Annotated in this window: 18 protein-coding genes; 8 read left to right on the top strand and 10 right to left on the bottom strand. The window is 68.7% G+C overall.

The features are described from left to right. Positions 1 to 10: 10 nt before the first annotated feature. A complete protein-coding gene (locus tag HDA45_RS04315; protein WP_343071974.1) occupies positions 11 to 598 on the bottom strand; it encodes a glycine-rich domain-containing protein in 588 nt (195 codons plus the stop codon). 39 nt (positions 599 to 637) lie between these two features. After that, positions 638 to 988, bottom strand: a complete 351-nt coding sequence (locus HDA45_RS04320; RefSeq protein WP_184892034.1) for a hypothetical protein — start codon at positions 986 to 988, stop codon at positions 638 to 640. A gap of 174 nt (positions 989 to 1162) precedes the next feature. Between HDA45_RS04320 and HDA45_RS04325 the strand changes: the two genes are divergently transcribed. The 4 genes from HDA45_RS04325 (at position 1163) to HDA45_RS04340 (ending at position 4683) form a co-directional block, all read left to right on the top strand. Beyond that, a complete protein-coding gene (locus HDA45_RS04325; protein ID WP_184892036.1) occupies positions 1163 to 1660 on the top strand; it encodes a hypothetical protein in 498 nt (165 codons plus the stop codon). Positions 1661 to 1804: 144 nt separating this feature from the next. Next, complete coding sequence (locus tag HDA45_RS04330) at positions 1805 to 2494, top strand: sigma-70 family RNA polymerase sigma factor (protein WP_184892038.1); 690 nt, start codon at positions 1805 to 1807, stop codon at positions 2492 to 2494. 94 nt (positions 2495 to 2588) lie between these two features. Further along, positions 2589 to 3359 carry a hypothetical protein gene (locus HDA45_RS04335; RefSeq protein WP_184892040.1) on the top strand — a complete coding sequence of 257 codons (771 nt, stop codon included), beginning with the start codon at positions 2589 to 2591 and terminating at the stop codon, positions 3357 to 3359. A 145-nt stretch (positions 3360 to 3504) separates the two neighbouring features. Continuing rightward, on the top strand, positions 3505 to 4683 hold the full coding sequence (locus HDA45_RS04340; RefSeq protein ID WP_184892042.1) for a PucR family transcriptional regulator: 1179 nt from the start codon (positions 3505 to 3507) through the stop codon (positions 4681 to 4683). A 3-nt stretch (positions 4684 to 4686) separates the two neighbouring features. Here the strand turns inward: HDA45_RS04340 and HDA45_RS04345 are convergent, their stop codons facing one another. Then, positions 4687 to 5067, bottom strand: a complete 381-nt coding sequence (locus HDA45_RS04345) for a hypothetical protein (RefSeq protein WP_184892044.1) — start codon at positions 5065 to 5067, stop codon at positions 4687 to 4689. Between the two features lie 224 nt (positions 5068 to 5291). Between HDA45_RS04345 and pgfA the strand changes: the two genes are divergently transcribed. Next, positions 5292 to 6326, top strand: a complete 1035-nt coding sequence (gene pgfA / locus HDA45_RS04350; protein ID WP_184892046.1) for a cell envelope lipid trafficking protein PgfA — start codon at positions 5292 to 5294, stop codon at positions 6324 to 6326. On the opposite strand, the gene HDA45_RS04355 is transcribed toward pgfA, so the two are convergent. Continuing rightward, complete coding sequence (locus HDA45_RS04355) at positions 6323 to 7018, bottom strand: methyltransferase domain-containing protein (RefSeq protein ID WP_184892048.1); 696 nt, start codon at positions 7016 to 7018, stop codon at positions 6323 to 6325. The genes pgfA and HDA45_RS04355 overlap by 4 nt on opposite strands. Positions 7019 to 7181: 163 nt before the next feature. Between HDA45_RS04355 and HDA45_RS04360 the strand changes: the two genes are divergently transcribed. Then, entirely contained in the window at positions 7182 to 8414 is a 1233-nt protein-coding gene (locus tag HDA45_RS04360; protein ID WP_184905289.1) for a glycosyltransferase, read from the top strand. 925 nt (positions 8415 to 9339) lie between these two features. Here HDA45_RS04360 and HDA45_RS04370 read toward each other — a convergent pair. After that, the gene (locus HDA45_RS04370; protein ID WP_184892050.1) at positions 9340 to 9519 is read right to left on the bottom strand and encodes a hypothetical protein; all 180 of its coding nucleotides are present in this window, start codon (positions 9517 to 9519) and stop codon (positions 9340 to 9342) included. A gap of 3 nt (positions 9520 to 9522) precedes the next feature. Continuing rightward, entirely contained in the window at positions 9523 to 11214 is a 1692-nt protein-coding gene (locus HDA45_RS04375) for an MmpA family trehalose lipid delivery protein (protein ID WP_184892052.1), read from the bottom strand. A 69-nt stretch (positions 11215 to 11283) separates the two neighbouring features. Between HDA45_RS04375 and HDA45_RS04380 the strand changes: the two genes are divergently transcribed. Further along, positions 11284 to 12480 carry a lipopolysaccharide biosynthesis protein gene (locus tag HDA45_RS04380; RefSeq protein ID WP_184892054.1) on the top strand — a complete coding sequence of 399 codons (1197 nt, stop codon included), beginning with the start codon at positions 11284 to 11286 and terminating at the stop codon, positions 12478 to 12480. 8 nt (positions 12481 to 12488) lie between these two features. Here the strand turns inward: HDA45_RS04380 and HDA45_RS04385 are convergent, their stop codons facing one another. Both HDA45_RS04385 and HDA45_RS04390 read right to left on the bottom strand, forming a co-directional pair. Then, the gene (locus HDA45_RS04385; RefSeq protein ID WP_343071976.1) at positions 12489 to 13346 is read right to left on the bottom strand and encodes a hypothetical protein; all 858 of its coding nucleotides are present in this window, start codon (positions 13344 to 13346) and stop codon (positions 12489 to 12491) included. A gap of 184 nt (positions 13347 to 13530) precedes the next feature. Then, a complete protein-coding gene (locus tag HDA45_RS04390) occupies positions 13531 to 17478 on the bottom strand; it encodes an alpha-(1->3)-arabinofuranosyltransferase (protein WP_184892057.1) in 3948 nt (1315 codons plus the stop codon). A 39-nt stretch (positions 17479 to 17517) separates the two neighbouring features. On the opposite strand from HDA45_RS04390, the gene HDA45_RS04395 reads away from it, so the two are divergent. Beyond that, a complete protein-coding gene (locus HDA45_RS04395; RefSeq protein ID WP_184892059.1) occupies positions 17518 to 18222 on the top strand; it encodes a class I SAM-dependent methyltransferase in 705 nt (234 codons plus the stop codon). On the opposite strand, the gene HDA45_RS04400 is transcribed toward HDA45_RS04395, so the two are convergent. Together HDA45_RS04400 and HDA45_RS04405 are read right to left on the bottom strand one after the other, a co-directional pair. Continuing rightward, positions 18216 to 19949 carry a hypothetical protein gene (locus HDA45_RS04400; RefSeq protein ID WP_184892061.1) on the bottom strand — a complete coding sequence of 578 codons (1734 nt, stop codon included), beginning with the start codon at positions 19947 to 19949 and terminating at the stop codon, positions 18216 to 18218. The two genes, HDA45_RS04395 and HDA45_RS04400, sit on opposite strands and share 7 nt — an antisense overlap. Before the next feature lie 8 nt (positions 19950 to 19957). Further along, a complete protein-coding gene (locus HDA45_RS04405) occupies positions 19958 to 21541 on the bottom strand; it encodes a substrate-binding and VWA domain-containing protein (protein ID WP_184892063.1) in 1584 nt (527 codons plus the stop codon). Positions 21542 to 21637: the final 96 nt, after the last annotated feature.

Genomic DNA, 21637 nt, shown 5'->3' on the forward strand with positions numbered 1-21637 from the left:
GCCCCTGGTACTACTTGCCGTTGGTGTCGGTGTTTTCGTTGCCGTCTTTGCCCGAGGCCCGGCAACCGTCGTCGCCATCGCTGCACTTGACCAGGAAAGTCAACCAAAGGTCGTCATCGACCGCGAACCCGAGCGACCGGATGGCCTCGGTGGTCCGGGCGATCAGCTCTTCCGGATCCTTCTCACCCTCGCCGTCGTCGTTGGGGGTGTGGTGGATGAACCGGCCCGCCACCCGTTCACAGAAGGACGCGTAGTCACGGGTGTAGAGAATGAAGGTGTGCCACCCGATGTCCACGAGTTCCGACGGACCTAGCGGCGCACGGTCACTTTCACCGCATGCCCGAAGGAACGCCAGTGCTTGATCCATGATTCTGACCGCGAACTCGCGCGGCATGTCGTGTTCCTTGGCGATACGGTTCACGAGCCGTCCGAACAACTCGCCGGGGATGAGTCCCTGGCCGGTGAAGCCTTCAACGGCGATTGTCATACCCACTCCTTTTCGGTTTGTGTTCGGAGCCACCGAGACCGCGCTCGCACCCTCGATCAATAGGCTGCCGCACGCTCCGGGCCCGACGGAGCGCCCGAAGCGCAACTCCACCTGAGTGGCCCTGTCAGGTAGCCAGGTCGTTACCGCCGATCACGCGGTGACGTGGGAAAGCACCTTGTCCCGGAAGGCCTCGTCGAAGAGGAACCGGTCCGACAGCTTGTTGAGCACCGCGTCCCGCAGAGCGCGCAGGATTCGGCGCCTGCCACGGTATTTCGGCTCCAGCCAGGCGACCCCTTGGAGTTTCGACCGGCGGAACAGCGGGGTCACGACCGTGTCCAGCCAGTGCGTGACGGCGAGGGAGATCGTCCCGAGGAGGTACGCGGCGAAGGTGGCGGCCGCGTACCTCGCGGCCTTGCCCGCCCAGGAACCGAGATCCAGCAGATCCCGGTAGACGCCGGAAGCCTGCCCCGGCGGGGCAGCCCTGGCCGGAAGGCGAGCCAAAAGCCGAGAAGCCAGACGTAGCCCGCGCTCGCCGTTACAGAACCGTCTGATCCCGCTACGGTGAGCCGAACGGCTCAATCGGCGCCCCCACCCGCCCCAATCCGACAGAGCTTCATGTTTAGCCTTCTCCGCGCGGGGTATCGGTTGTCGGCACGACAAAACGAGGGGCCCGAAATGAAACCCACTCCCGTACGCGCGCACACCGTCGCCCGCGATCTTCTTTCCCTCACCAGATCGGGCGAGGCCGACAGGCTCGCCTCCGCACTGGTGTCCATCGCTTCGACCACCCGTCAGGGGCCGGCGCTCGACGACGTCGTCGGACGACTGGTCGACACCTTCTCCCTGGCCGCCAAGGATCGCCGCCGTTCGCTGCGGATCCGTGAACCTTTCACGCTGCGCCTGCGGGATCCCGCGGGCATGACGGTCCGGCCCGACAAACTCGAGCCCGGCGTGGCCGCGATCGTGCGTGCCATCGCCGCCAGCGTCCGCGACGACCGGGACACGTGCGCCAACCAGATCGGCGCGGCGTGCGGGAACGCCGACCTCGACCAGCGGATCCGGGTGCTCGCGCATTGCCTGGTCTGGACGTCGGACTTCCTCAGCACCGACACCACCGCCTATCCCCCGGTGCTGTCCTGTCTCAAGGGATCACAACCCAACCGTCCACAGTAGACATTGCGCGGTTCGGATGACTTCCCGTCGAACGTGTGGACATCACTTGCGCGGCACGGCAGGCTGGACTACCGCGCACGAAGTCCGAGTCCCCGATGTCGGGCGCACCCTGGCGGCCAGTTCCCCTGAACCTGGAGTGCAGACTTGGACGAGGTAGCGCCCTCGACGGTACCCGCGGACTCCCGAGCAGCCGCCACGGCGGGGCGGCTGCCCAACCCGGAGAGCAGATTGGTCCGGGCGGCCGTCGCGGGCGACCCGGACGCGGTCCGGGATTTGGCTCGATTCCTTTCCCCGCACGTGTTCCGCTACTGCGCCGGAAGGCTCGGCGGCACCGGAACGGGTGTCTGCGACGCGCAGGACTGCGCGCAGGAGGTGTTGCAGGCCGTCCTGATCGCCCTGCCCCGCTACCGGTATCGCCCGGACCGCTTCCTCGCGTTCGTCCTGGGGATCGCCGGGCACAAGGTGGCCGATCTCCACCGGCGACGCTCACGCGAACCGGTCGCCTCCGTCCCGGAGATCGCCGACGGCCTGACCCTCTGGGCCCGCCGCGACCCGGACGAGATCGAACGGCTCGAACACCGGATGCAGGCCGGGGTCCTGCTGGCCAGGCTCCCGATGCCGCACCGGCAGGTCCTCGCCCTCCGGTTCGTGTTCGGCCTTTCGGCCGAGGAGACGGCCGAAAGGCTCGGCCTGCCCAGCGCCGGCGCGGTCCGCGCAGCCCAGTTCCGGGCATTGACGCGGCTTCGCGACCTGCTCACCGAGCGGAATGCCCGTTACGTACCCGATGTCCCGGACCTCGAAAAGATGCCCGTCCCCGAGCTCGTCCCGGTATAGAACCGTCCACTTCGGACCTTCGTTTCTTGTACGCCACTTGTACGAGGATCTTGCATTCTGTCCACCTATCTGGGGAAACCACTGGAGGACAGCAATGAAGATCCGATCGAGGATCGTCGGAAGCGCCATGGGCGCGATCGCGATGGCCGGGGCGATCATGCTCGGCGGGGCGGGCGAGGCGCTGGCGGCGACGGGCACGGTGAACACCGACTCCGGGGTCGCGGTGACCGTCCGGTCGACCCCGAGCACCGGCGGCAGCGCGGTCGGCACGGTCGCGAGCGGCACCGCCGTCACGATCGACTGCCAGACGAACGGCTCGACGGTGACCGGGAAGTACGGCACCACCGACATCTGGGACTACGTGCCGTCCAAGGGCGGCTACATCAGCGACGCCTACGTCTACACCGGTTCCGACGGCCGGGTCGCCCCGGACTGCGCCGGCAGCACCCTCTCCTGCTCCACCGCCGGCACCGGCAACCCTCGGACCTGCGCCGAAGCCGTCGCGTGGGCGAAGGCGCACGTGCACACCAACAACGACCCGGACTACTACCGCTGGTGCGACCGGATCAACTCGTGGGCCTACGGTTGGACCGCGAGCGGTTCGGAAACCGCCTACGTGCACTGGACCCAGCTCCCGAGTTCGTACAAGCACCCCGGTGACACCCAGGTCCCCGCGGGCGGGCTCGCCTTCTTCAGCAACGGCGGCACCGGGCACACGATGATCTCCATCGGCGGCGGCAAGTTCCTGTCGAACGACATCAACGGCCCCGGCAGCTTCACCGAGACCACGATCGCGCAGATCAAGAGCAAGTGGAACTACACCTATCTCGGCTGGTCGCAGCCGTGGTTCAAGATCAACCACTGACCATCCGAGTCACCTCGGAGCGCCGCCGGACGAAGGGGTCCTCGTCCGGCGGCGCTCCTTCTTGTCAGGCTCGCCCAGCACCGGAAAGAGCCCTTTCGTCGCATCGTGATAAAAATCGGCCACTCTGTCGGGTTAGAGTTGACGGATGGGCACCGAGGCTCTCGCTACTCCCGCACCCAGGGAGCAGCGTGTGCTCATGCAGGCGATGCTCACCCGGCTGCCCGAGTTCAGCGACCGCCTCGCCCAGCTGCTCAGCGATGAGGACGAGTTCTATCACCAGGTGGACAGCACCGCGCCGGACGAGTTGCGCAAGGTCTGCCGGGCGAATCTCGAGAGGGCGCTGACAGCGCTCGTCGAAGGCCGGGGGCTCCCCCTCGACGCGGCCCGCAAGACCGGCCTGGCACAGGCCCGGCAGGGTATCCCGTTACCGTCCGTGCTCCGCGCGTTCCGGATCGGCGGGATCTTCGTCTACGAGCGCCTGCTGGAGCTGGCGGGCCCCGGTTTCATCAACCCCGCGCGCACGGTGGAGATCAATTCCAACGTGTGGAAGACCATCGACCTCTACTCCGACGCGCTGACCACCGCGTACAGCGAGGTCGCCGCCGAACTTTCCCACGAGAAGCTCGCCCTGCTCGACGGCCTGTTGCAGGGCCGGTTCGCCACCCAGGCGGAACTCGAGAACGCCGCGAAGGAGCTCGACCTCCCGGCGGCGGGCACGTTCGTCGCCGTCGTGACCGAGACCGTCGAGCCGAAAGAGCGTCCCGGCGTCGAGGCGCTGCTACGGGCGCGGCGCTGGAAGTCGGCCTGGCGGCCGGGCGCCGAAATCGGGCTGGTCGTGATCGACCGTGTCGAGGACGTCCGGCGGCTGCGCGACGTACTGGGCGCCCTGCCGCTGGCGGTGGGGATGAGCAGGCCGTTCAACGGCTTCCTCGAGGTGCCGGACGCGGTGCACCGGGCCCGGATCGCCCGCCGTTCGCTGACCACCGGCACCACCGGTGTCGCCGTCTTCGGCGACTCCCCGGTCACCACGCTGGTCGCGAGCGCGCCCGCGATGTCGCGGGACGTCGTGCGCTCGGTGCTCACCGGGATCCTCGTGCTGCCCAAGGCCGAACGGCACGTCCTGCTCGACACCCTGGTCGCGTGGTTCGCCGGGCACGGCTCGGCGAAGGAGGCAGCGGACAGGCTGATCGTCCACCCGAACACGGTCCGCTACCGGCTGCGACGGGTGCAGGAACTGACCAGACGCGACCTGTCCGATCCGGTCGACGTCGGCGAACTCTACGTCGCGCTGGAGGCCGTCCGGCTGGCGGACGACGCACGCTAGGCGCTACACCCTGTCCGGCGCCATGTCGGCGTCGATGATCCTCGCGAGGTCCAGCAGCGTGTGCCCGAGACCGGGCCGCGCGGTGAGCCGCACCGCGAGCGTGCGGCCACGCGCGGTCGTGGCGACCGGCAGGGTCACTTCGGGGTTCGCGGATCTCGTCCACTGTGGACGGCGGCCCGCCGCGGACAGGACGATGTCGGGATGCGGGGACCGCCGCCCGGGCCGCCACCGTGATCTCCTGGCGTCGAGGTCGCGGATGACGTTGCCGTGCAACGAAAGCAGCGCGGCCACGTCCGCGACGGCGTCACGGAGTTCGACGTCGGTGATGGAATCCGAGTACGCGCCGATGTCCAGCGCGCGGGGATCGTTCGGGTCCTGCGGCACAAAATTCCTTTCCACGCACCGGAAGTCGTCCGATGGTGGTCCCGCTCACGTTGTTCCCGGGAACAAACATGTTTGGCTGCTTGCGCCGAATGGCGGCACCGGTACCACCTTCCGGGCGCACGGCGTGCCTGTGACCGTCGGTCACACCTTTGACGCTGACCGGTCCGCCAGCCAGTATCTGGCGACTGATTACCGATGGGTAATGTGTCTCACCAGGAGGACCGTTGCGACGTGCGTTGAGCCTGATCTTCTTGGCCTTAGGGGTGTTCGCCATCGCCGGCGCGGTGTTGCTGCCGACCTATGTGAAACCCGAACTCGCCAAAGTGCCGCTGAACCAGGAATCGACGTCGGTCCTCGAAGGAACCGCGTCCAAGGTGCTCGCGGTCAAGACCGAAGACGGCAAGACCGTCACGGAGATCCGTGACGACGCCAAACTGAAGGCGACAGCCCACGTGGTGGCGAACTTCGCGCCGCCGGAGATGCAGGAGGGCACGGACGTCGCCGTCTGGCTGCTGGCCGTCTCGGTCGTCGATACCCGTGACGACACCGTGGTCAGCGCGAGCAAGCGCCAGGTCTGCTTCGACCGCCGCACCGCGGAGGGCTACGTGCCGCCGGGCGGCGACCAGGAGTCGAAGTGCTCCGACAACAGCAGCTTCGTCACCAAGCTCAAGGAGAAGGCCGAGAAGGAGAACGAGAAGCCCGAGGAGATCCAGGAGTACAAACCGCAGCCCGGTCTGAACTTCAAGTTCCCCTTCGGTACCGAGCAGAAGGATTACCAGGTCTACGACGACAACACCGGGCGTGCCGTCCAGGCCCGTTTCAAGGGTGTCGAAGACATCAAGGGCGTCGAGGTCTACAAGTTCGTCCAGGAGATCCCCGACACGAAGATCTCGACGAAGAAGGTGCCCGGCTCGCTCATCGGCGCCACCGGGGACTCTGTCGAGGCGGGCCAGTTCTACCAGGGCACCATCACAAGCTGGATCGAGCCGGTGACCGGGATCCAGGTCAAGCAGGAGCAGCGGTCGCACCAGGAACTGCGGTCCGCCGCGAATCCGACGCCCACCGTGGTCTTCGACGGCAAGCTGACCTTCACCGACGCAACCGTCGACGCGATGGTCAAGCAGGTCGGCGAGAACAAGGGCAAGCTCGACTTCATCGGGAGCACCGGGCCGATCGTGCTCGGGATCGGCGGGGCGGCCTTCCTGGCGCTCGGAGTCTTCCTGCTGGTGAAGCGCCGCCCCGCCCCTTCGCGGCACTAGCGCTTGCGCAGCACCATCACCAAATTCCACGACGCGACTTCCCGGACGCCGGGAACACGCACGATCCATTGGGCCCAGGAGGGGTGGTAGCGCGGATAGACCTCCTGGAGATCGGCGAGCGGCGTGGCCTTCCCCCACCGGATGGCCGCGCCGACCGAAAAGGCGAAAAGGCTCTCCCCGAATTTGTTCTTCGGCTCCTTCCCGTTCTTTTCGAGATAACGCCGCCGGGCGTAGGAACCACCGAGGAAATGCCACGGTGCCGTCTCGTGCCCGCCCCACGGTGAATACCACGGCGTGAACGAGGCGAAAATCGTCCCGCCCGGTTTGGTCACCCGGCACATCTCCGCCAGCATGACCTCGGGTTCGGAAACGTGTTCGAGCACGTTCGACGAATAGCAGATGTCCACGGAGCCGGTGCGCACCGGCAGTTCCGTCCCGCTGCCGCGGACCATGTTCTCCCCGGCCTCGCCCCGCGCCGTCAGCTCGCCGACATCGGGATCCACCCCGAGATAGGTGGCGCCCGCGGCGCGGAACGCGTCCGAGAAATAACCGGGGCCACCGCCGACGTCGACGATGGTTCGGCCGTTCAACGGAGCGTGCTGGGCCACTTGCGAGACGGAGTCCCCGGCGAGCACCGAGTAGAAACCGTCAGGATCCGTCTGCTCCGTGAGAAAAGCGCGGAACAACGTCACCGATCTGCGCAGAGTGGCGCGATGAGGCGGCACCGAGAGTGTCACTGACCGATTACCGACCATCGAACCATCGCTTTCCGAGAATGATTCATCTACCGTGTACGCACCGGTAACCTAGCATTGTCGCTAACAGGTTGGGAGAACCACGATGGAACGGCCACGTGTGCTGCTCGTCAACTGGCGCGACACCGGCCATCCGGAAGGCGGCGGTTCCGAAAGATACGTCGAGCGGATGGCCGAGGGACTCGCCAAGGCCGGATACCGGGTGGAGATCCAGTGCGCGGCCTATCCGGGCGCGAACGCCGGGGAATGGCGCGACGGGGTCCGCTATCGCCGTCGCGGCAACAAGTTCGGTGTCTACCTCCACGCGCTGCGGGCGATCCGGAAGGCGCACGCGGATCTCGTGGTCGACGTCCAGAACGGGATGCCGTTCTTCGCCAGGCTGGTGGCGGGCTGTCCCGTCCTCGTGCTCGTGCACCACGTCCACAAGGAACAGTGGATCAGCGCGCTCGGCGAGACGGCGGGCCGGATCGGCTGGTGGATCGAGTCGCGGCTGGCGCCGTGGCTGTTCCGGCACTGCCGCTACGTCACGGTTTCCGAGATCACCAAGGGCGAACTCGCCGGCCTCGGCATCGAAGGTTCACGCGTCACCGTGGTACCCAACGGCCTCGACGCTCCCCCGCGCGGCAAGGCCGTCCGGGAGCCGGAACCGACGCTGGTCGCGGTCAGCAGGCTGGTGCCGCACAAGCGGATCGAGCACGCGATCGACGTCGTAGCCGCGCTGGCACCGCGCTGGCCGACGTTGCGGCTCGAGGTCGTCGGGCAGGGCCCATGGGAAGAGGTCCTGCGCAAGCACGCCCGTGACCGCGGCGTCGAGGATCGTGTGCGGCTGCACGGCTGGGTGGACGAGGCCGGGAAACACGAGATCTTGGAACGGTCCTGGCTGCACCTGTGCCCGTCGGTCAAGGAGGGCTGGGGCATCGTCATCATGGAGGCCGCCGCGCACGGCGTGCCGTCGGTGGCCTATCGCGCGGCGGGTGGGGTGGCCGAATCCATTGTGGAGGGCAAGACCGGCCTGCTGGCCGACGACTTCGCCGAGTTCACCGCGAAGGTGGACGGACTGCTCGCCGATCGGGCGCGCCGGAGCGAAATGGGCCAGGCGGGGGTCACCTGGGCGGGTCTGTTCGACTGGGAACACAGCGTGAACCGCTTCGAATCACTCGTGCGCGACGTAGCCGGGGTGGCCATCCCCCATCCGAGGGTCCTGACGCCGCAAGGCTTCCACGATCCCGTCGGCCAGCCCGGCCGTGGCGGCGTCGTCGAAGTCCTTGCGGCGTGCGCGCACGGTGACGGTGCTCGTGTCCCCGACGGTCGCCGCGCCGAACGCCACGCCTGAGCGGCCGCTGGCGGCGGGATAGAACGCGATCGAGGTGACCGCGTCCGCCACCGAAACGACGCCGAGGTTGGAAACCAGGTAGGTCGAGCCGAGCCTGCCCGCCAGCAGCCGCGTGCCCAGCCGGGCGATCCTGCTGCTGCCGGCGGGGAAATCGGGTTCCGGCGGCTGCGCGGCCAGTAGCGCGCCCACGTCGGCCGCGGACGGCCGCGCACCGAGCCGCAACCGGAAGAACGCGCTGTCGTGCTCGGGTTCCGGCGCGGCGCCGCCTCGCCACGACGCGCCGACAGCGGCCACCACCCGTGCGGTTTCCTCGCCGTGCCGGGCGTTCCAGTTCTCGGTCAACTGGGCGGCCGCCGCCGCGAAAGCCGAGGAGCCGAACCGCGAGCGAGGGAGGATCCTGGCGCCGAACACGTCTCCTGGGCGACTTTCGGCCCGTTCCGGGGTGATCCTCGCCGGAGGCGCGAAAATCGCTTCAGCGAGCCTGTGGACGGCCGAAGTGAAGAAGGAACGATCCGCCGTCCGCGCGCCGATTCCCTTGGCGGCGGACGAGATCGGGACGTCGAGGACGAGTCCGAGGACGGCGAGCAGACCGAGGCCGTCGAGCGCGCCGTGATGCGCGGCGATCAGCACGACCGGTTCGTCGGTGCCGACAGCGACGCGGAGCAGCGGCGCACCGCGTTCGTACGACGCTTCGGCGAAACGGTCACGGATCGCCGAGAGTTCCTTGCCCGAAACGGCTTCGACGTCGGGAGCGGCCCCGAGCCAGGGCCGCTCCTCGACCGCGACCGCCAGCCGCATCCGCGCCTTTTCCGGCGTCAGCACCGAAGACAGCCCGGCTTCCAGGAGAATGCTCCAGGAAACGGTGGGGTCGCCGTAGAGCCCGACGACACGGCGCGCGTGGTCGGAGGCGAGCTGGGACACCGGCTCAGCGGTTGCCGTAGATGACGCTTTCGGGACCCATGTTCGGGTTGTACTGCTCCTTGATCTTCGCCTGCACCTGAGGTGCGGCGTCCGGATCGGCGGAGTTCGTCAGCGCGTAACTCCCCCCTGCCGCCGTTGCGAGCCCGATGATGACGGCTGCGGCCGCGCCGATGAGGGTGCCCAAGACCTACTCCTTCCGCGACAGGGAATTCCTGCGTCGGCTCAATGTACGCACCGGTAACTTAAGGCACAACAGTGCGGCCGCGATCGATAGCAGCGCTACTCCGTTTGCCAGCACCACGGGGATCGGTGATCCCGTCTCGGTCACGACCGGTGCACCGGGAGTGCGGTAAAGCGTGAGCCAGTCGCCGGACCACACCGTTTCGGCGCCCGCCAGCAACCGCGGATCGATCCTCCCCGGCGTCCCGTGTTCGACCAGGATCCAGCCGATTCCCGCCGCCGTCAGGTCTTCCGGCGACTTCGCGGCGCGGACACGGTCCATTCTGGAATCTTCGCCGGAGATCTCCTCGCCGCCGACCCGCAATGTGTCGTCGACGAGAACGGTTTCGGGTAACGCCCTCGGCGCCGGGTCCAGCTGCGTCCGATGGTCGTTCCAGGCGAACCTGCGGAACGTGGACAGCGGCAGCGCGACGACGTCGCCAGGCCTGCCGTCTTCCGCGAGCACGCGGTGGACGGCGTTCCAGTCCTCCGGGTAACGCACCGCTTCGATCTTCCCCCAGCCGTCCCAGGCGAGATCGGGCATGGTGAGCAGGGGGAAGAGCGCGGCGGCCACGACGAGCATCACGCGCGCCGCGCCGGTCCGCAGCCGGGAAGCGGCGGCTTCCACCGCGAGCGCGAACCCGAGCGCGACGGGAAGTGCCCACCACGCCACCCATTTCTGGGCGTCCCGCAGCAGTCCCGCGCCGGGAACGTGGCCCATCGCCCAGGACAGCGCGGGTTCGCCGAGCGGCAACGTCGCCAGCGCGGCGAGCACGACACCGAGAACTCCCAGCAGCAGCAACGCTCTCGCCGGCGGTGTCCCCCACCTTCGCGCCAGGGGGCGGAGTCCGGCCATGGCCACGGCGACCGTGACGAGGATCAGCACCGGCGCCATCGGCGCGCCCCTGCTGCCGGGGACGACGTCGCCGTTCCAGATTCCGCCGAGCCCGAGCACGCTCAGGATCGCCGGGCCCCAGCTTTCCGCGCGAGCGCTGAACGCGGCCACCCCGGCGGGGTCGGACAGCGAGCCGCCTTCATGCAGGAGCGTCGGCACGAGCCACGGCAGATTGAGCACCACGGCGAGACCGAGGGTGTGGCCGAGCTTTCGGGGCCCGGCAAGGACGATCGCGGTGAGCGCGGCCAAGACCCCGCCCGGCGGCGTGAGCACGGCGGGCGCGCAGGCCAGCACCAACCGCGCGAGCGCCCTCGGCTCGCTTTCGCGCAGGGAAAGCGCGGCGCGCACGATCCACGGGAGACAGGCGTAAGTGAGCAAGAGCGGCCAATGGCCGATGAACAACCGCTCCGCGAAATAGGCCGTCCACGCGTACCCGGTGGCGGCGACGATCCGCGTACCGAGTTGCTCTGTCGGCACCAGCCGCGCTGCGCCGTATGCCGCTCCGAAGAGGGCGAGCAACAGAACGATTTTCTGGACGATGTCGCCGGGAACGATCGTGGTCGCCAGCGCGATCACGGCGTCCGCGGGAACCGAACGCGGCAGGGCGGAACCGAGGCCGAGCGCGTCCGGGACGAGGGACTGACGCTGGGCGAACACCATGTCGTAGCTCAGGACGAAGCCGCGTCCGAGCACCGGCAGGAACACCAGCAACGCCAGCCCCGCCGACACCGCGACCAGGACCGAACGTTCGGCACGTGCGCCCAACGGCCTTTCCTTTCCGACTCGATCGCGGTTATGGTCCCTTGATTACTCACCGGTAATAGGAGAACGCCTTTGAGCGTAGACGTCGAGGTCGATCAGGCCAGGACCGACAAGCGTGTCGCGGCGATCCTCGTCTCCCTCGCGCTGGCGGCCAACAACGCCGGCGCCTACGCGCTGAGCATCATCGCCGCCCGGCTGCTCGCGCCGAGCGCTTTCGGTGAGCTGAGCTCGCTGCTGGCGGTGTTGGTGATCGGCGTCGTCCCCGCGATGGGCCTGCAGACCGTCGTCGCTCTACGCGTCGCACGCAAACCTCAAGACACGGGAACGCTGCTGGCGCTCGGCCTCACGACGAGCGCGATCGTCGCGACCATCGGCCTGATCCTGGCGCCGGTACTGGTCTTCGTGCTGCATCTGGATTCCGTACTGCCCGCGCTGCTGCTCGCCGTCACCTTGGGCCCGCTGACCCTGCTCGGCCTCTTCCACGGTCTGCTGCAGGGCAGCGGCCGGTTCGCGCTGCTGGCCGGGCTCATGGCGCTCGAGGGCGCGGGCAAGGTCGGCGGATCCCTGATCGGTCTCCTGATCGGCGGCAACGCCACCGGCGCGCTGGCCGGGACCGCGATCGGCTCGTACCTGGTGATCTTCTGCGGCTGGCTCCTCTGTGGACGGCAGCGGCCGAGGAAGGCGGGATGGCAGGCGGGCGACGTCCTGCACGCGGCGCAGGCGATGCTGGCGCTGGTCCTGTTGGTGAACCTCGACCTGGTACTGGCACGCCACACCCTCCCCGCGAGCGAAGCGGGCGAATACGCGCTCGGCGCGATCGTCACGAAAATCGCGTACTGGCTCCCCCAAGCCGTCGGTGTCCTCGTGCTCCCCCGATTCGCGAACGGCGACGACCGGCGCCGAATCCTGCCCGCCGCGCTGGCCGTCTGCGCCGCCCTCGACGCCTTGGTCCTCCTCGTCTCCCTCGTCGTCGGCCCGCGCCTGCTCTCCTTCATCGGCGGCCCCGGCTACGCCGCCAGCACCATGCCGGTCTGGCCGTTCGCCCTCGCCGGCTCGATGCTCGCGCTCGTGCAGATCCTGCTGTTCTCGCGCCTCGCCGCCGGCGACCGCCGGGTGACCGTGCTGATGTGGGCGACCGTGCTGGTGGAGACGGTGCTGGTGACCACCTGGCTGCACTCGTCGGCCACGCAGGTCGTGACTGTCGCGGCTTGTTGCGCGGGGGCTCTGGCGCTTTCCGGCGCTGTACTCGAACTGCGGTCGCGCCGCTGACTGTGTGGTCACCGGAGGTGCACATCGGGCCGTGGGCGTCCCCGGGCACTTCTGAACGCCGCATGGAGCTCGGTCATGACCGCATCCGGTTCAGACCTCAGCCGGGACGGCAACGTCTGGAGGACGACGATCCCGGCAGCGGCATAGCGGGCGTTTCGCGCAAGGGTGGCGCGGAAGTGGTCGCCCTCGGAGTGATAGCCGAGAGAATCGATCTCCCAGGCGAACGCGATCTCGTCGCACCAGCCGTCCGGTTTCGCCACGAACCGGCCCGCCGAATCGAAGACCTTCACATTCCACTGGAACTCCGGCAGTCCCGAACGCTTCCACAGGTTCCAAGCATCGGCTTCGGCGACCGACTGCGCGCCGCCCAGAATCGGCTCCAGCCCCGGAAGCAAGGCCCGTGTTTCCGCACGGTGCTGCTGGTCGAGTTCCTCGGCCAAGGCCCACGGTAGGCAGAACCGTCGCTGCACGGCTTCGGCGGCCATCGCCACGACCAAGTCCGGATCCGCCGTTCGGCGCGCCGCGTCGATCACCGCGCGGGGGATCGGAGCTGTCGGGACCCCGGATCTGATCAGCGGTGAGGGCAATCGTCGCGTCCGTTCGATGTGGACGAACCCGGTACTGGCGGTCGCGCGTTCAGCCGGGACGAGAACATGGACCTCGTCGGTGAGCGGAAGATTGCGCAGGCCGTAGCGCCTGAGCGCGTGGACACCAGTGAGTATCGAACCATCACGTCCATGAAGCAGGGCGGCTTCGACGCGCTGCTCAGCGGACGGCTCGCCGTTTCCGAGCAGCACCACACCAGGCAGCAGCATCCGCCAGACCCCGCCGGGCTCACACCGGCGCCAGATCGTTCTCCTGGGCACGCCCAGTTCTTCGAGTCGCTTGACGCCCGCAACGGCCGGGCCGTTCGTCAACAGTGGGTGCCGTGCCCACTCCCCTCTTCGCACCCGCCCAGGTTCCGCCGGGGTATCGACAAGAATGGGCGCGGCGGAGTCGTGACCGGTCCTCTCACGTCAGGCCGTGTGGAAATAGGGACGTTGAGTGTCCCTATTTCCACACAGCCCCTTCCTGCCCATCGCGTCCAGCGAACCAAGGCACACACATCGCCACCATCGCCGCGGCCGCCAGCAGCAGCGAAGCCTGCGTCACCGGACCATAAGCCCACTCCTGACCGTGCCCCAGCAGCCGTCCCACCACCGCGACGGCCGTTCCCACGGCCATCCCGCCGAAAGCGAGATAGCGCGGCGCGCGGTCGGTGAACTGGCGGGCCAGCAGGACGGCGATCAGCAGCACGATCGGCAGCATCCCGCCGAGCACGGCCAGCAGGCCGATGAGGACGACGGGGACGACGGCGCCGGAACCCGCCTCGACGGACACGGGACGACGGCGGATTGGCCACAGCACGCCGATCAGCACCACCAGGATCGCGACGGCGCCGATCAGCAGGCCGGAGCGGTATTTCCAGTCCGGGGTGAACTCGAGCCGCACGACACCGCCGGACCCGGCGGGCAGGATCCACGCCTGTTGCCAGCCGTCGACGCGCGTCTTCACCAGCGGAGTCCCGTTCAGGGAAGCGGTCCAGCCCGCGTTGGCGTTCTCCGGAACGGCCAGAATGGACTCATCGCCGCCCGCGACGGTGACCGTCCTGGACGTCGCGTCCCAGGAATCCACGGACACGTCCCGGTGGCCGGCAGGCGCGACCGTCTGCCCGGCGGGTTTGAGCCACAGGTCTTGGACCACAAAGGACTCGGATCGGTCGGTCCGCAGTTCGTGTCCGCCCGCCGCCAGGTCGACACCGCCTTGGGAATCCGGGCAGGCCGAAAGCGTCAGTGGCCGGTGCGCGGCGAAATCGGCGAGTGTGCCGCGCACGGACGTGTCGTACTCGAAGCCGTTCAGGCGGACGTTCGGACCCGACCCGCAGGGCACGGTGAATTCCGCCGCCGGAGTGGGAAGTTCGGCACCGGTCAGGGACAGGCTCCCGATCCCCAGCGAGTTCCGGGTCCGCTGGTCGTCGTCGAGACCGGCGAAAGCGATCTTCAGCTGCGAAGTCTCCAGGGGCGGGAACGTCGCCGCGCCGGAAGCGTCGACTTCGACGGAGCGGCTCGACGTCGGTGTCGTCAGCTCCAGCCGCGCGGGCGCCCGGGCCGTCCCGCCCGGATCGACGGCGACGCGGAGTCCGGAGATCGTCTGCGGTTTCGCCCAGTCCAGCGTCAACGTCGGCCGCAGGTCGGTGACGTCGGGTAGCCACGCGGTCGCGGGATTCCCGTCCGCGGCGGCGAAAGCACCCGCCGAGGGGTCCCCGCCCAGTTGCGAAGTCGCCGACACCCGCACGCCAGGCAGGTCTACCGGGAACCGGCCGCCCCCGGCGGGAAGCACGGTGCCGCCGAACTCGTAAGCGCTCTGCGACGTCGTCGAGAACAGCCGCCGGATCCCGTCCGGTTCTTCACCGTCGCGGGCGGCGGAAGCTCCACAACGGACATGCCCGCCGTCCGGCACGCACGCGTACCTCGGCTGCTGGCCTCGCGTGAAAGCGAACCCCGGTGCCGCACCGGCGGGCAGGTCCGCGGGGACTTCGAGTGCACGTTGCGGTTCCGCGCCGGGGATCTTCAGCTCCGCGATGCCGACGTTCCCGTCCTGCCTGCCGACCACGAGCGAAAGCAGCGTGATCCGCACCTTGCGCGTCACCCCCGCCGGCGCCGGGTACGTGTGCGCCCCTTCGCCCCGGACGACCTGGTGATCGACCGAACCGTTGTCCGTGGTGATCCGGATCCGGGTCGGCGGCCAGCCGACGCGGATGTCGTCGACCATCGCGAGATCGACCGTGTTCACCAGCCTCGGGGTGTCCAGTTCGACTTCGAGCCATTCCCCGATCGGCCCGGTGAAACTCGAGGAATGCCAAGCGGTCCGCGGATCCCCGTCCAGCGCGGCGAACGGCTGATGGCTCGGGTCCGAACCGCCGAAAGCGTCCGCGAACGACGCCGCCGTCGACGCGTTGACCGAGCGGATCCCCCGGTACGCGGCCACGGTCTGGTGCTGCTCCCCCGGGAACGGCAGGACGTCCAGCGCGGCCCGTTGCTGTCTCGGCGCTTCCCCGGCGGTCAGCGTCTGGCTCAGGTTGTCCCGCACGCCGCCGACGTTGCGTTCGGCGCGGCGCAGCCCGTCGGTGACCAGCCTCGGCCCGGACGGCGAGCCGCCGTCCCCGGTCAGCACCGTCGGCGTCCCGGGGTCGAGCTGCCCGGAGTTCATCAGCGGCAGCAGGTTCTCCGGGCCGCCGCTCACCGTCGGAACGTCCTTCGCGGACGTCGCGGTGACGAGCGGCACCGGCCTTTTCACCTCGAAGATCTCGAGCGGCCCGAACTGGGCCGACTTCTCGATCCCCGGCGACCCCGCCAGTCCGGCCCGCAACGTGGTGAAGTCGGGGGCGCCGACCTTGGCGCGGTCGATGTCCCCGCGCAGCACCAGGAACCGGTAGCCCGACCGCGCGAGCAGCGCGGCGAGCCCGGGATCCCCTCTGCCGTCGGCCAAAGCCGCGTCGACCGAGTCCATCAGACGGGTGTTGCCCTCCGAGCCCAGCGGGACCTGGTTGCGCACGGCCCACGGACTGTCCGCGATGGCCTGCGCCGGTTCGTCCACCGTGCGACCCCAGTCGTACTCACCGAATCCGGTCGCGGGCAGCAGCAGTGTGCGCGCCGTCGCGTCGGTCTTGGCGACGTAGCCCATCGCGTCGTACCAATGGGCGGGCACCTCGTCCCAGCCCGGCCCCGGCCGCAGCGTCAGCAGCCAGACCGGCGCGGCCATCACGACGACCAGCACCGCGCCCAGCGCGGGCCGCAGATTCCGTCGCACCGCGGGCGCGGCGCTCGTGATGCCATGCACGAAGGCGAGCATCAACGGCAGCCGCAGCACCGGCTCGAACTTGTGCACATTGCGCAGCGGTGCGAGCGGGCCGTCGAGCAGATGCCGCACGGGTTCCGCCAGCGGGCTGTCGAGCGTCCCGACATAGCCGACGGTCAGCAGCGTCAGCCCCACCAGGACACCGAGCGCCAGGAACCGCCGTTCGGGCAGGCCACGCCGCGCGAGGCCGAGCAGCCCGACCGCGGCCACCAGCCCGGTGGCCGCCATCAGCACGGGATTGTCGATCAGCGCCCAGCCCGAAGGCCACCACGGCGTGCCCTGCACGACGTAGGCGACCCACTGGTTCGTCCCGCGCAGCACCTCGTACAGCGACATCGGCGCCGTCGTGTTCGTCGCGGACTCGATGTAGTCGAGGAACGGCAGGCTGTACTGGCCGAGCAGCACCAGCGGCAGGATCCACCACAGCACCACACCCGAGACGAAGACGAACCACCAGATCACGAGCTCGACGTGCGTGCTCCGCCATTTCCGGGTCAGCAGCCACAGCCCCGGCAGCACGAGCGCCATCACGACCATCGCGCCGTTGATCCCGCCCATGCACAGCACGGCGAGCGCGGACAGCCCGGCGGCACGGCGCGGCGAGCCGATGCGGTCGGCGAGGATCAGCGGCAGCAGCACCCACGGAAGCAGGACGGCGGGCAGCATCTCCGACGAAAGCGAACCGATTTCGGTGACCATCCGCGGTGCGAGGGCATATCCGACTGCTCCGATCAGCCGAGTCCGTTCGTTCCCTATCTTGAGCGCGCGGGCCACCAGGAGTGCGCCCCCGAAAGCGACCGAGAGCAGGAGCGCGCACCACAACCGCTGCGCGATCCACACCGGCATCCCGACGGCTTGGCACACCGCGAAGAACGGCCCCATGGGGAACAGATAGCCATACGCCTGGTTCTGCAGTTCCCCCGCCGTCGCCTGGGGATTCCACAGGTGCAGCGCCCGGCCGAGGAAGGCCAGCGGATCCACGGCGAGGTCGAGTTTGGTGTCGAACGTCGTCCTGCCGGGACGCTGCAAAAAGGACAGCACCGTCAGCGCCAGCACGATCCACGTGCTCGGCTTCTTCGCGAGGGCGCCGGGGGTTACCATCCGGTAGATACTAGGCGGAAACGTGGCTACTATGCGCCCATGACAGACGGTTTCGCAGAAGCGTGGTCGCACGCCGAGCCCGTCAAAGGCTGGATGACGCGGGATCAGGGCCTTGCCCTGTGGAACGCGGCGTGCCGCCTGGACAAGGGCGACCTCGTCGTCGAAATCGGCAGCCACCAAGGCCGTTCGACGATCGTGCTCGCCATGGCGGCCCGGACAGTCGGCGCCGTGGTGGTCGCGGTCGACCCGTTCGTCGACGGGCGGCTGTTCGGCGGATCGCCGACACGCCAACGGTTCGAGGCGAACATGAGATCGGCGGGCGTCGAAGACGTCGTGGAACTCGTAGCCGAGTACAGCACGAAGCTCCGGCCACACTGGGATCGCCCGATCCACTTGCTCTACATCGACGGCAAACACGACTACTGGACCTACACCGACGATCTGCGCTGGTCGACGAACTTGATCGACGGTGGGGAAATCCTGGTCCACGACTGTTTTTCCTCGATCGGCGTCACACTTGGCACGATCGCGAAAGTCCTCTTCGGACGGCGCTACACCTACCTCGACCGCGCGACGTCGATGGCCCGGTTCCGGCTCACCCCGCCGTCGACGAAGGACAGGCTGCGCGTACTCGCCCAGCTGCCGTGGTTCCTGCGCAACGTCGGGATCAAGATCCTGCTGCGGCTGCGGTTGGCCCCCGTGGCGAAGATCTTCGGCCACGACAGCCCGTACGACCCCTACTGAGTGAGCGGCCTGCCGACGTCGACCTTCGCGAGGCAGACGGGAGCGCCCTTCGCGGACAACCGGAAGTCGATCTTGTCGAACAGGCCCTCGATCGGCAGGTACATCGTGTGCAGGCCGGGCTGGAACCAGACCGGCACGCGGTCGACGACACCCTCGCCGCCATCCGCGGTGAAGTAGTCGATCCGCAACAGGTGGCGGCCGAGAACGGGTGTGTCCAAGGGAACCCGGACAGGGTTCTCGCCGATGGTGTACCCGCAGCCCGCCACCGGACCGGGCAGGCCGCGAGAAATCGATTCCACGCCGGTGATCGTCCTCGCGGTACCCGAGTCGTCCAAAAGGGACATCCGGCTCGTCGGCTGGTCGAACAGGAAGCCCGGGATCAAGCCCACCACCCGGGACGTGCGGGCGTTCTCGCCGAACCAGCCGTGCAGGACGTCGTTCGGCACCGCCGTGTCGTACAGGACGAGATCGGGATCCCGTTCGATCGAGGCCCGCGCGTTGGCGAGGAACTCCCGGGAGTGCTCGAACCGCAATCCCGGTGCCAGCCTGGAGAAACCCACGGCGGAACTCGCGATCAGGGCGAGGCACAACGCCAGGGCGAGTGGACGTTTCGCCTTGGACGGCACCGGATCCGATACCCGGTCGAACGGTTTGGGCTCCAGGAAGGCGAAAGCGAGACACAACGCGGCGACGAGCGCCAGATCCGCGACATAGCGCGGATCACTGCCCAGTTCGGGGCCGACTTCGGTGAGCCGGGTGGCAGCCGAAAGCCCGATGTCCGCCACGAACACCAGGCCCAGCAGCAGCCACGCCTTCCGCGCCCGGAGCCCGCCCGCCCGGACCCCGGCGATCAGCACCGCCACGGCCGCGAGCAGCAGCAGAATCCGCACCACGACAGGGGACGCGGCGAACGTCGCGCCGGGACCCGGCCCCGACCACGGTCCGCCCGCGAGCCCCGGCACCAGGGTGTCGCCGAGCATCCGCCCCGTCATGTCCGCGACCGTGCCGACGGTGACCGGCCCGCCGCCCTGCCCGACCTGACTCGTGGTCAGCGCCAGGAAAGCGGCCGCGTAGCCGACGAGTACGGCGACGAGAACTCCCCAGAGCACGACATGACGACGCAGGGAAACCCCGAGCAGCACGGTGATCCCGGCCAGCAGCAGCGGGATGAACACCGCCTTTTCGTAGAAGGCGAGCCCGAAAACGGTCCAGGCCACGGTGGCGATCGCCCAGCGCCCGCCGTCGGCGAGATACCGCACGTGCGCGTGCAGGGCCGCGGTGGTGGCCAGCAGCACGGGCGCGATCTGGATGGCGTACGCCCACCACAGCGTCGGGACGAGCAGCAAGGTCGACGTCGTGAACAGCGTGAACGGGACGAGAATCCCCCAGCGGCGCCCGAAACAGCGCACGAGCACCGTCCACAACAGCACCGAGGCGGCCGCCTGCATCGCCAGGACCGGCGCCATCAGCACGGCGAAGTTCAGGGGCGCCCAGGCTGTCAGCACATCGGCGAGCAGGAATCCGCCCGGCGCGAGATGGCCGTGGTAGTCCTGGAAGTAGTAGCCGAAGTCGAACGGGCCCGCTTTCGCGGCGTGGTAGGTGATGACGAAATCGTCTTGCGCCAGGCTGCCGCGCAGCGCGGCCCACGCGTGCAGGACGAACGGGATCACGCCGGCGACGATCGCGGCGATCGTGACCGGCGAAGGTCTCTTCCCCCGGACAACCACGTCTTTCCTCAATTCTTGCAGGTCGGCGGCTGGCACATGATCTTGCTCAGCGCCTGGTAGAAGACGTCCGAGATCTTCCGCGGATCGGGGGTGGTGAACGAATCCCCGCCGGTGGCGGTGGAAACCTGCCGCAGTTCGGACGCGTCGATATCCGGTCCGATGCCGATCCCGATGACGGGCAACGGTTTCCGCGGATCCTGGAGTTTCCCCAGCTCTTCCAGCAGCCGCGGCAGCCCGATCGTGTCGCTGTCTTCGTTGCGGCCGTCGGTGAGGACGACGACCAGGTTGATCCGGCCGGGTTTCCAGTTCTGCCTGGCGTTCTGATACGCGGCGAGGATGGAGTCGTAGAGCCCTGTCGCCCCGCCGGATTTCGGCCGCACCGCCTGGAGCTGTCCGACACCGCCCGAGGTCGTCTGTTCGGCGATGGTCTTCATCGGCAACAGGACGCGGTAGTCCTTGTCACCGTCCAATTTGGTCGAGAACAGCCACAAGCCCAGTTCCGTGGTGGGTTTGAACAGCCCGAGCCCCTGCGTCGCGGCCTGCAACGTGAGTTCCATCCGGCTCTTCCCCGCACCCGGGACGGCGGCGGCCATCGAACCGGAGACGTCGAGCAGCACCTGGACCCGGGCGCTCAGGTTCGTCCCCGCCCACGCCTGCAACGCGGCGTACATCTCCGTCACGGGCGGGGCACCGGGCGGCTGCGGCGCCGGATCGGTCCGGCCGTCCTGTGCCCGCGGGACGGCGAACTGCCCGGTGGGGGCGCGGAATCCCGCGTCGGCGAAAGTCGCGCCCGCCATCGGATCGAGCAGCAGCCGCAGAAAGCGTTCCGCCGCTCCCCGGGAAGCCTCCGACGCCTTGGGCAGCACGACGTACGGATAGTCGAACCCCTGCACCGGGACACCCGGGTAGGCCGCCACCAGATTCCGGGCGAGGACGGCCTGTTCGGTCACCGGGAAGGCGGCGGGGAACTGTCCGGGCGCCGGGTTCAGCTTCCGCAGGACGGCGGTGAAGGCCGCGGCGGGATCGGCCGCCTTCTCGGTCAGCTTCCGCAGGCCGAGAAGCGTGGCGATCCCCAGTGGATCGCGGGCCGGATCCGGCATCCCGACCGGGGAACCGTCGAGGATCTCTTGCCACGCCGGGGTTTTCCCCGGCCAGCCGAAGCGGCGCGCGGTCTCGTCGGGAAGTCCCAGCACGACCGGGGAATTCGCCACCGACTGACCGGATTCGGGCAGGTTCCATGCGCCTGCGTCCCTGGCCTGCGACAACATCGTGCTGGACTCGGGGATCCAGACGTCGGGACCGCCGGAAGTGGTGGTCCCGAGCAGGTCGGCGGTCTCGGCCGACTCGCTCGCCGTCACGTTGACACTGAAGCATTCCTCTTGCGGCACTGTCGCCGCGAGCCGCGTGAGCACCGGCGCCACGTCGGGCGCGGCGGTGATCTCGACAGGCGTCAGCGCGTCACAACCGTTACCCGCCAACCGGGCCCGCAGATAGTCGACACCCCACCAAGCGCCGAGCGCGACCACCAGCAGGAGGCTCAAGACGACGACGGGCGCGTTGGAACGCCGTCCACGCCTCGGGCCGACCTGCATGTGAATGCCTCCGAGACACGGTGTGAGGACCTGGGATGTTGCCCAATCCACCCGCGCACGTCAACCCTCGGGTAACTTAGCGCCGCGCCACTGCGG

The sequence above is a fragment of the Amycolatopsis umgeniensis genome (genome assembly GCF_014205155.1).
GTDB lineage: Bacteria > Actinomycetota > Actinomycetes > Mycobacteriales > Pseudonocardiaceae > Amycolatopsis > Amycolatopsis umgeniensis.

Coding starts and splice junctions, on each gene's coding strand:
- HDA45_RS04340 (WP_184892042.1), top strand. CDS start 3,505: ATGGGCACCGAGGCTCTCGCTACTCCCGCACCCAGGGAGCAGCGTGTG.
- HDA45_RS04395 (WP_184892059.1), top strand. CDS start 17,518: ATGACAGACGGTTTCGCAGAAGCGTGGTCGCACGCCGAGCCCGTCAAA.
- HDA45_RS04390 (WP_184892057.1), bottom strand. CDS start 17,478: ATGGTAACCCCCGGCGCCCTCGCGAAGAAGCCGAGCACGTGGATCGTG.
- HDA45_RS04325 (WP_184892036.1), top strand. CDS start 1,163: ATGAAACCCACTCCCGTACGCGCGCACACCGTCGCCCGCGATCTTCTT.
- HDA45_RS04405 (WP_184892063.1), bottom strand. CDS start 21,541: ATGCAGGTCGGCCCGAGGCGTGGACGGCGTTCCAACGCGCCCGTCGTC.
- HDA45_RS04335 (WP_184892040.1), top strand. CDS start 2,589: ATGAAGATCCGATCGAGGATCGTCGGAAGCGCCATGGGCGCGATCGCG.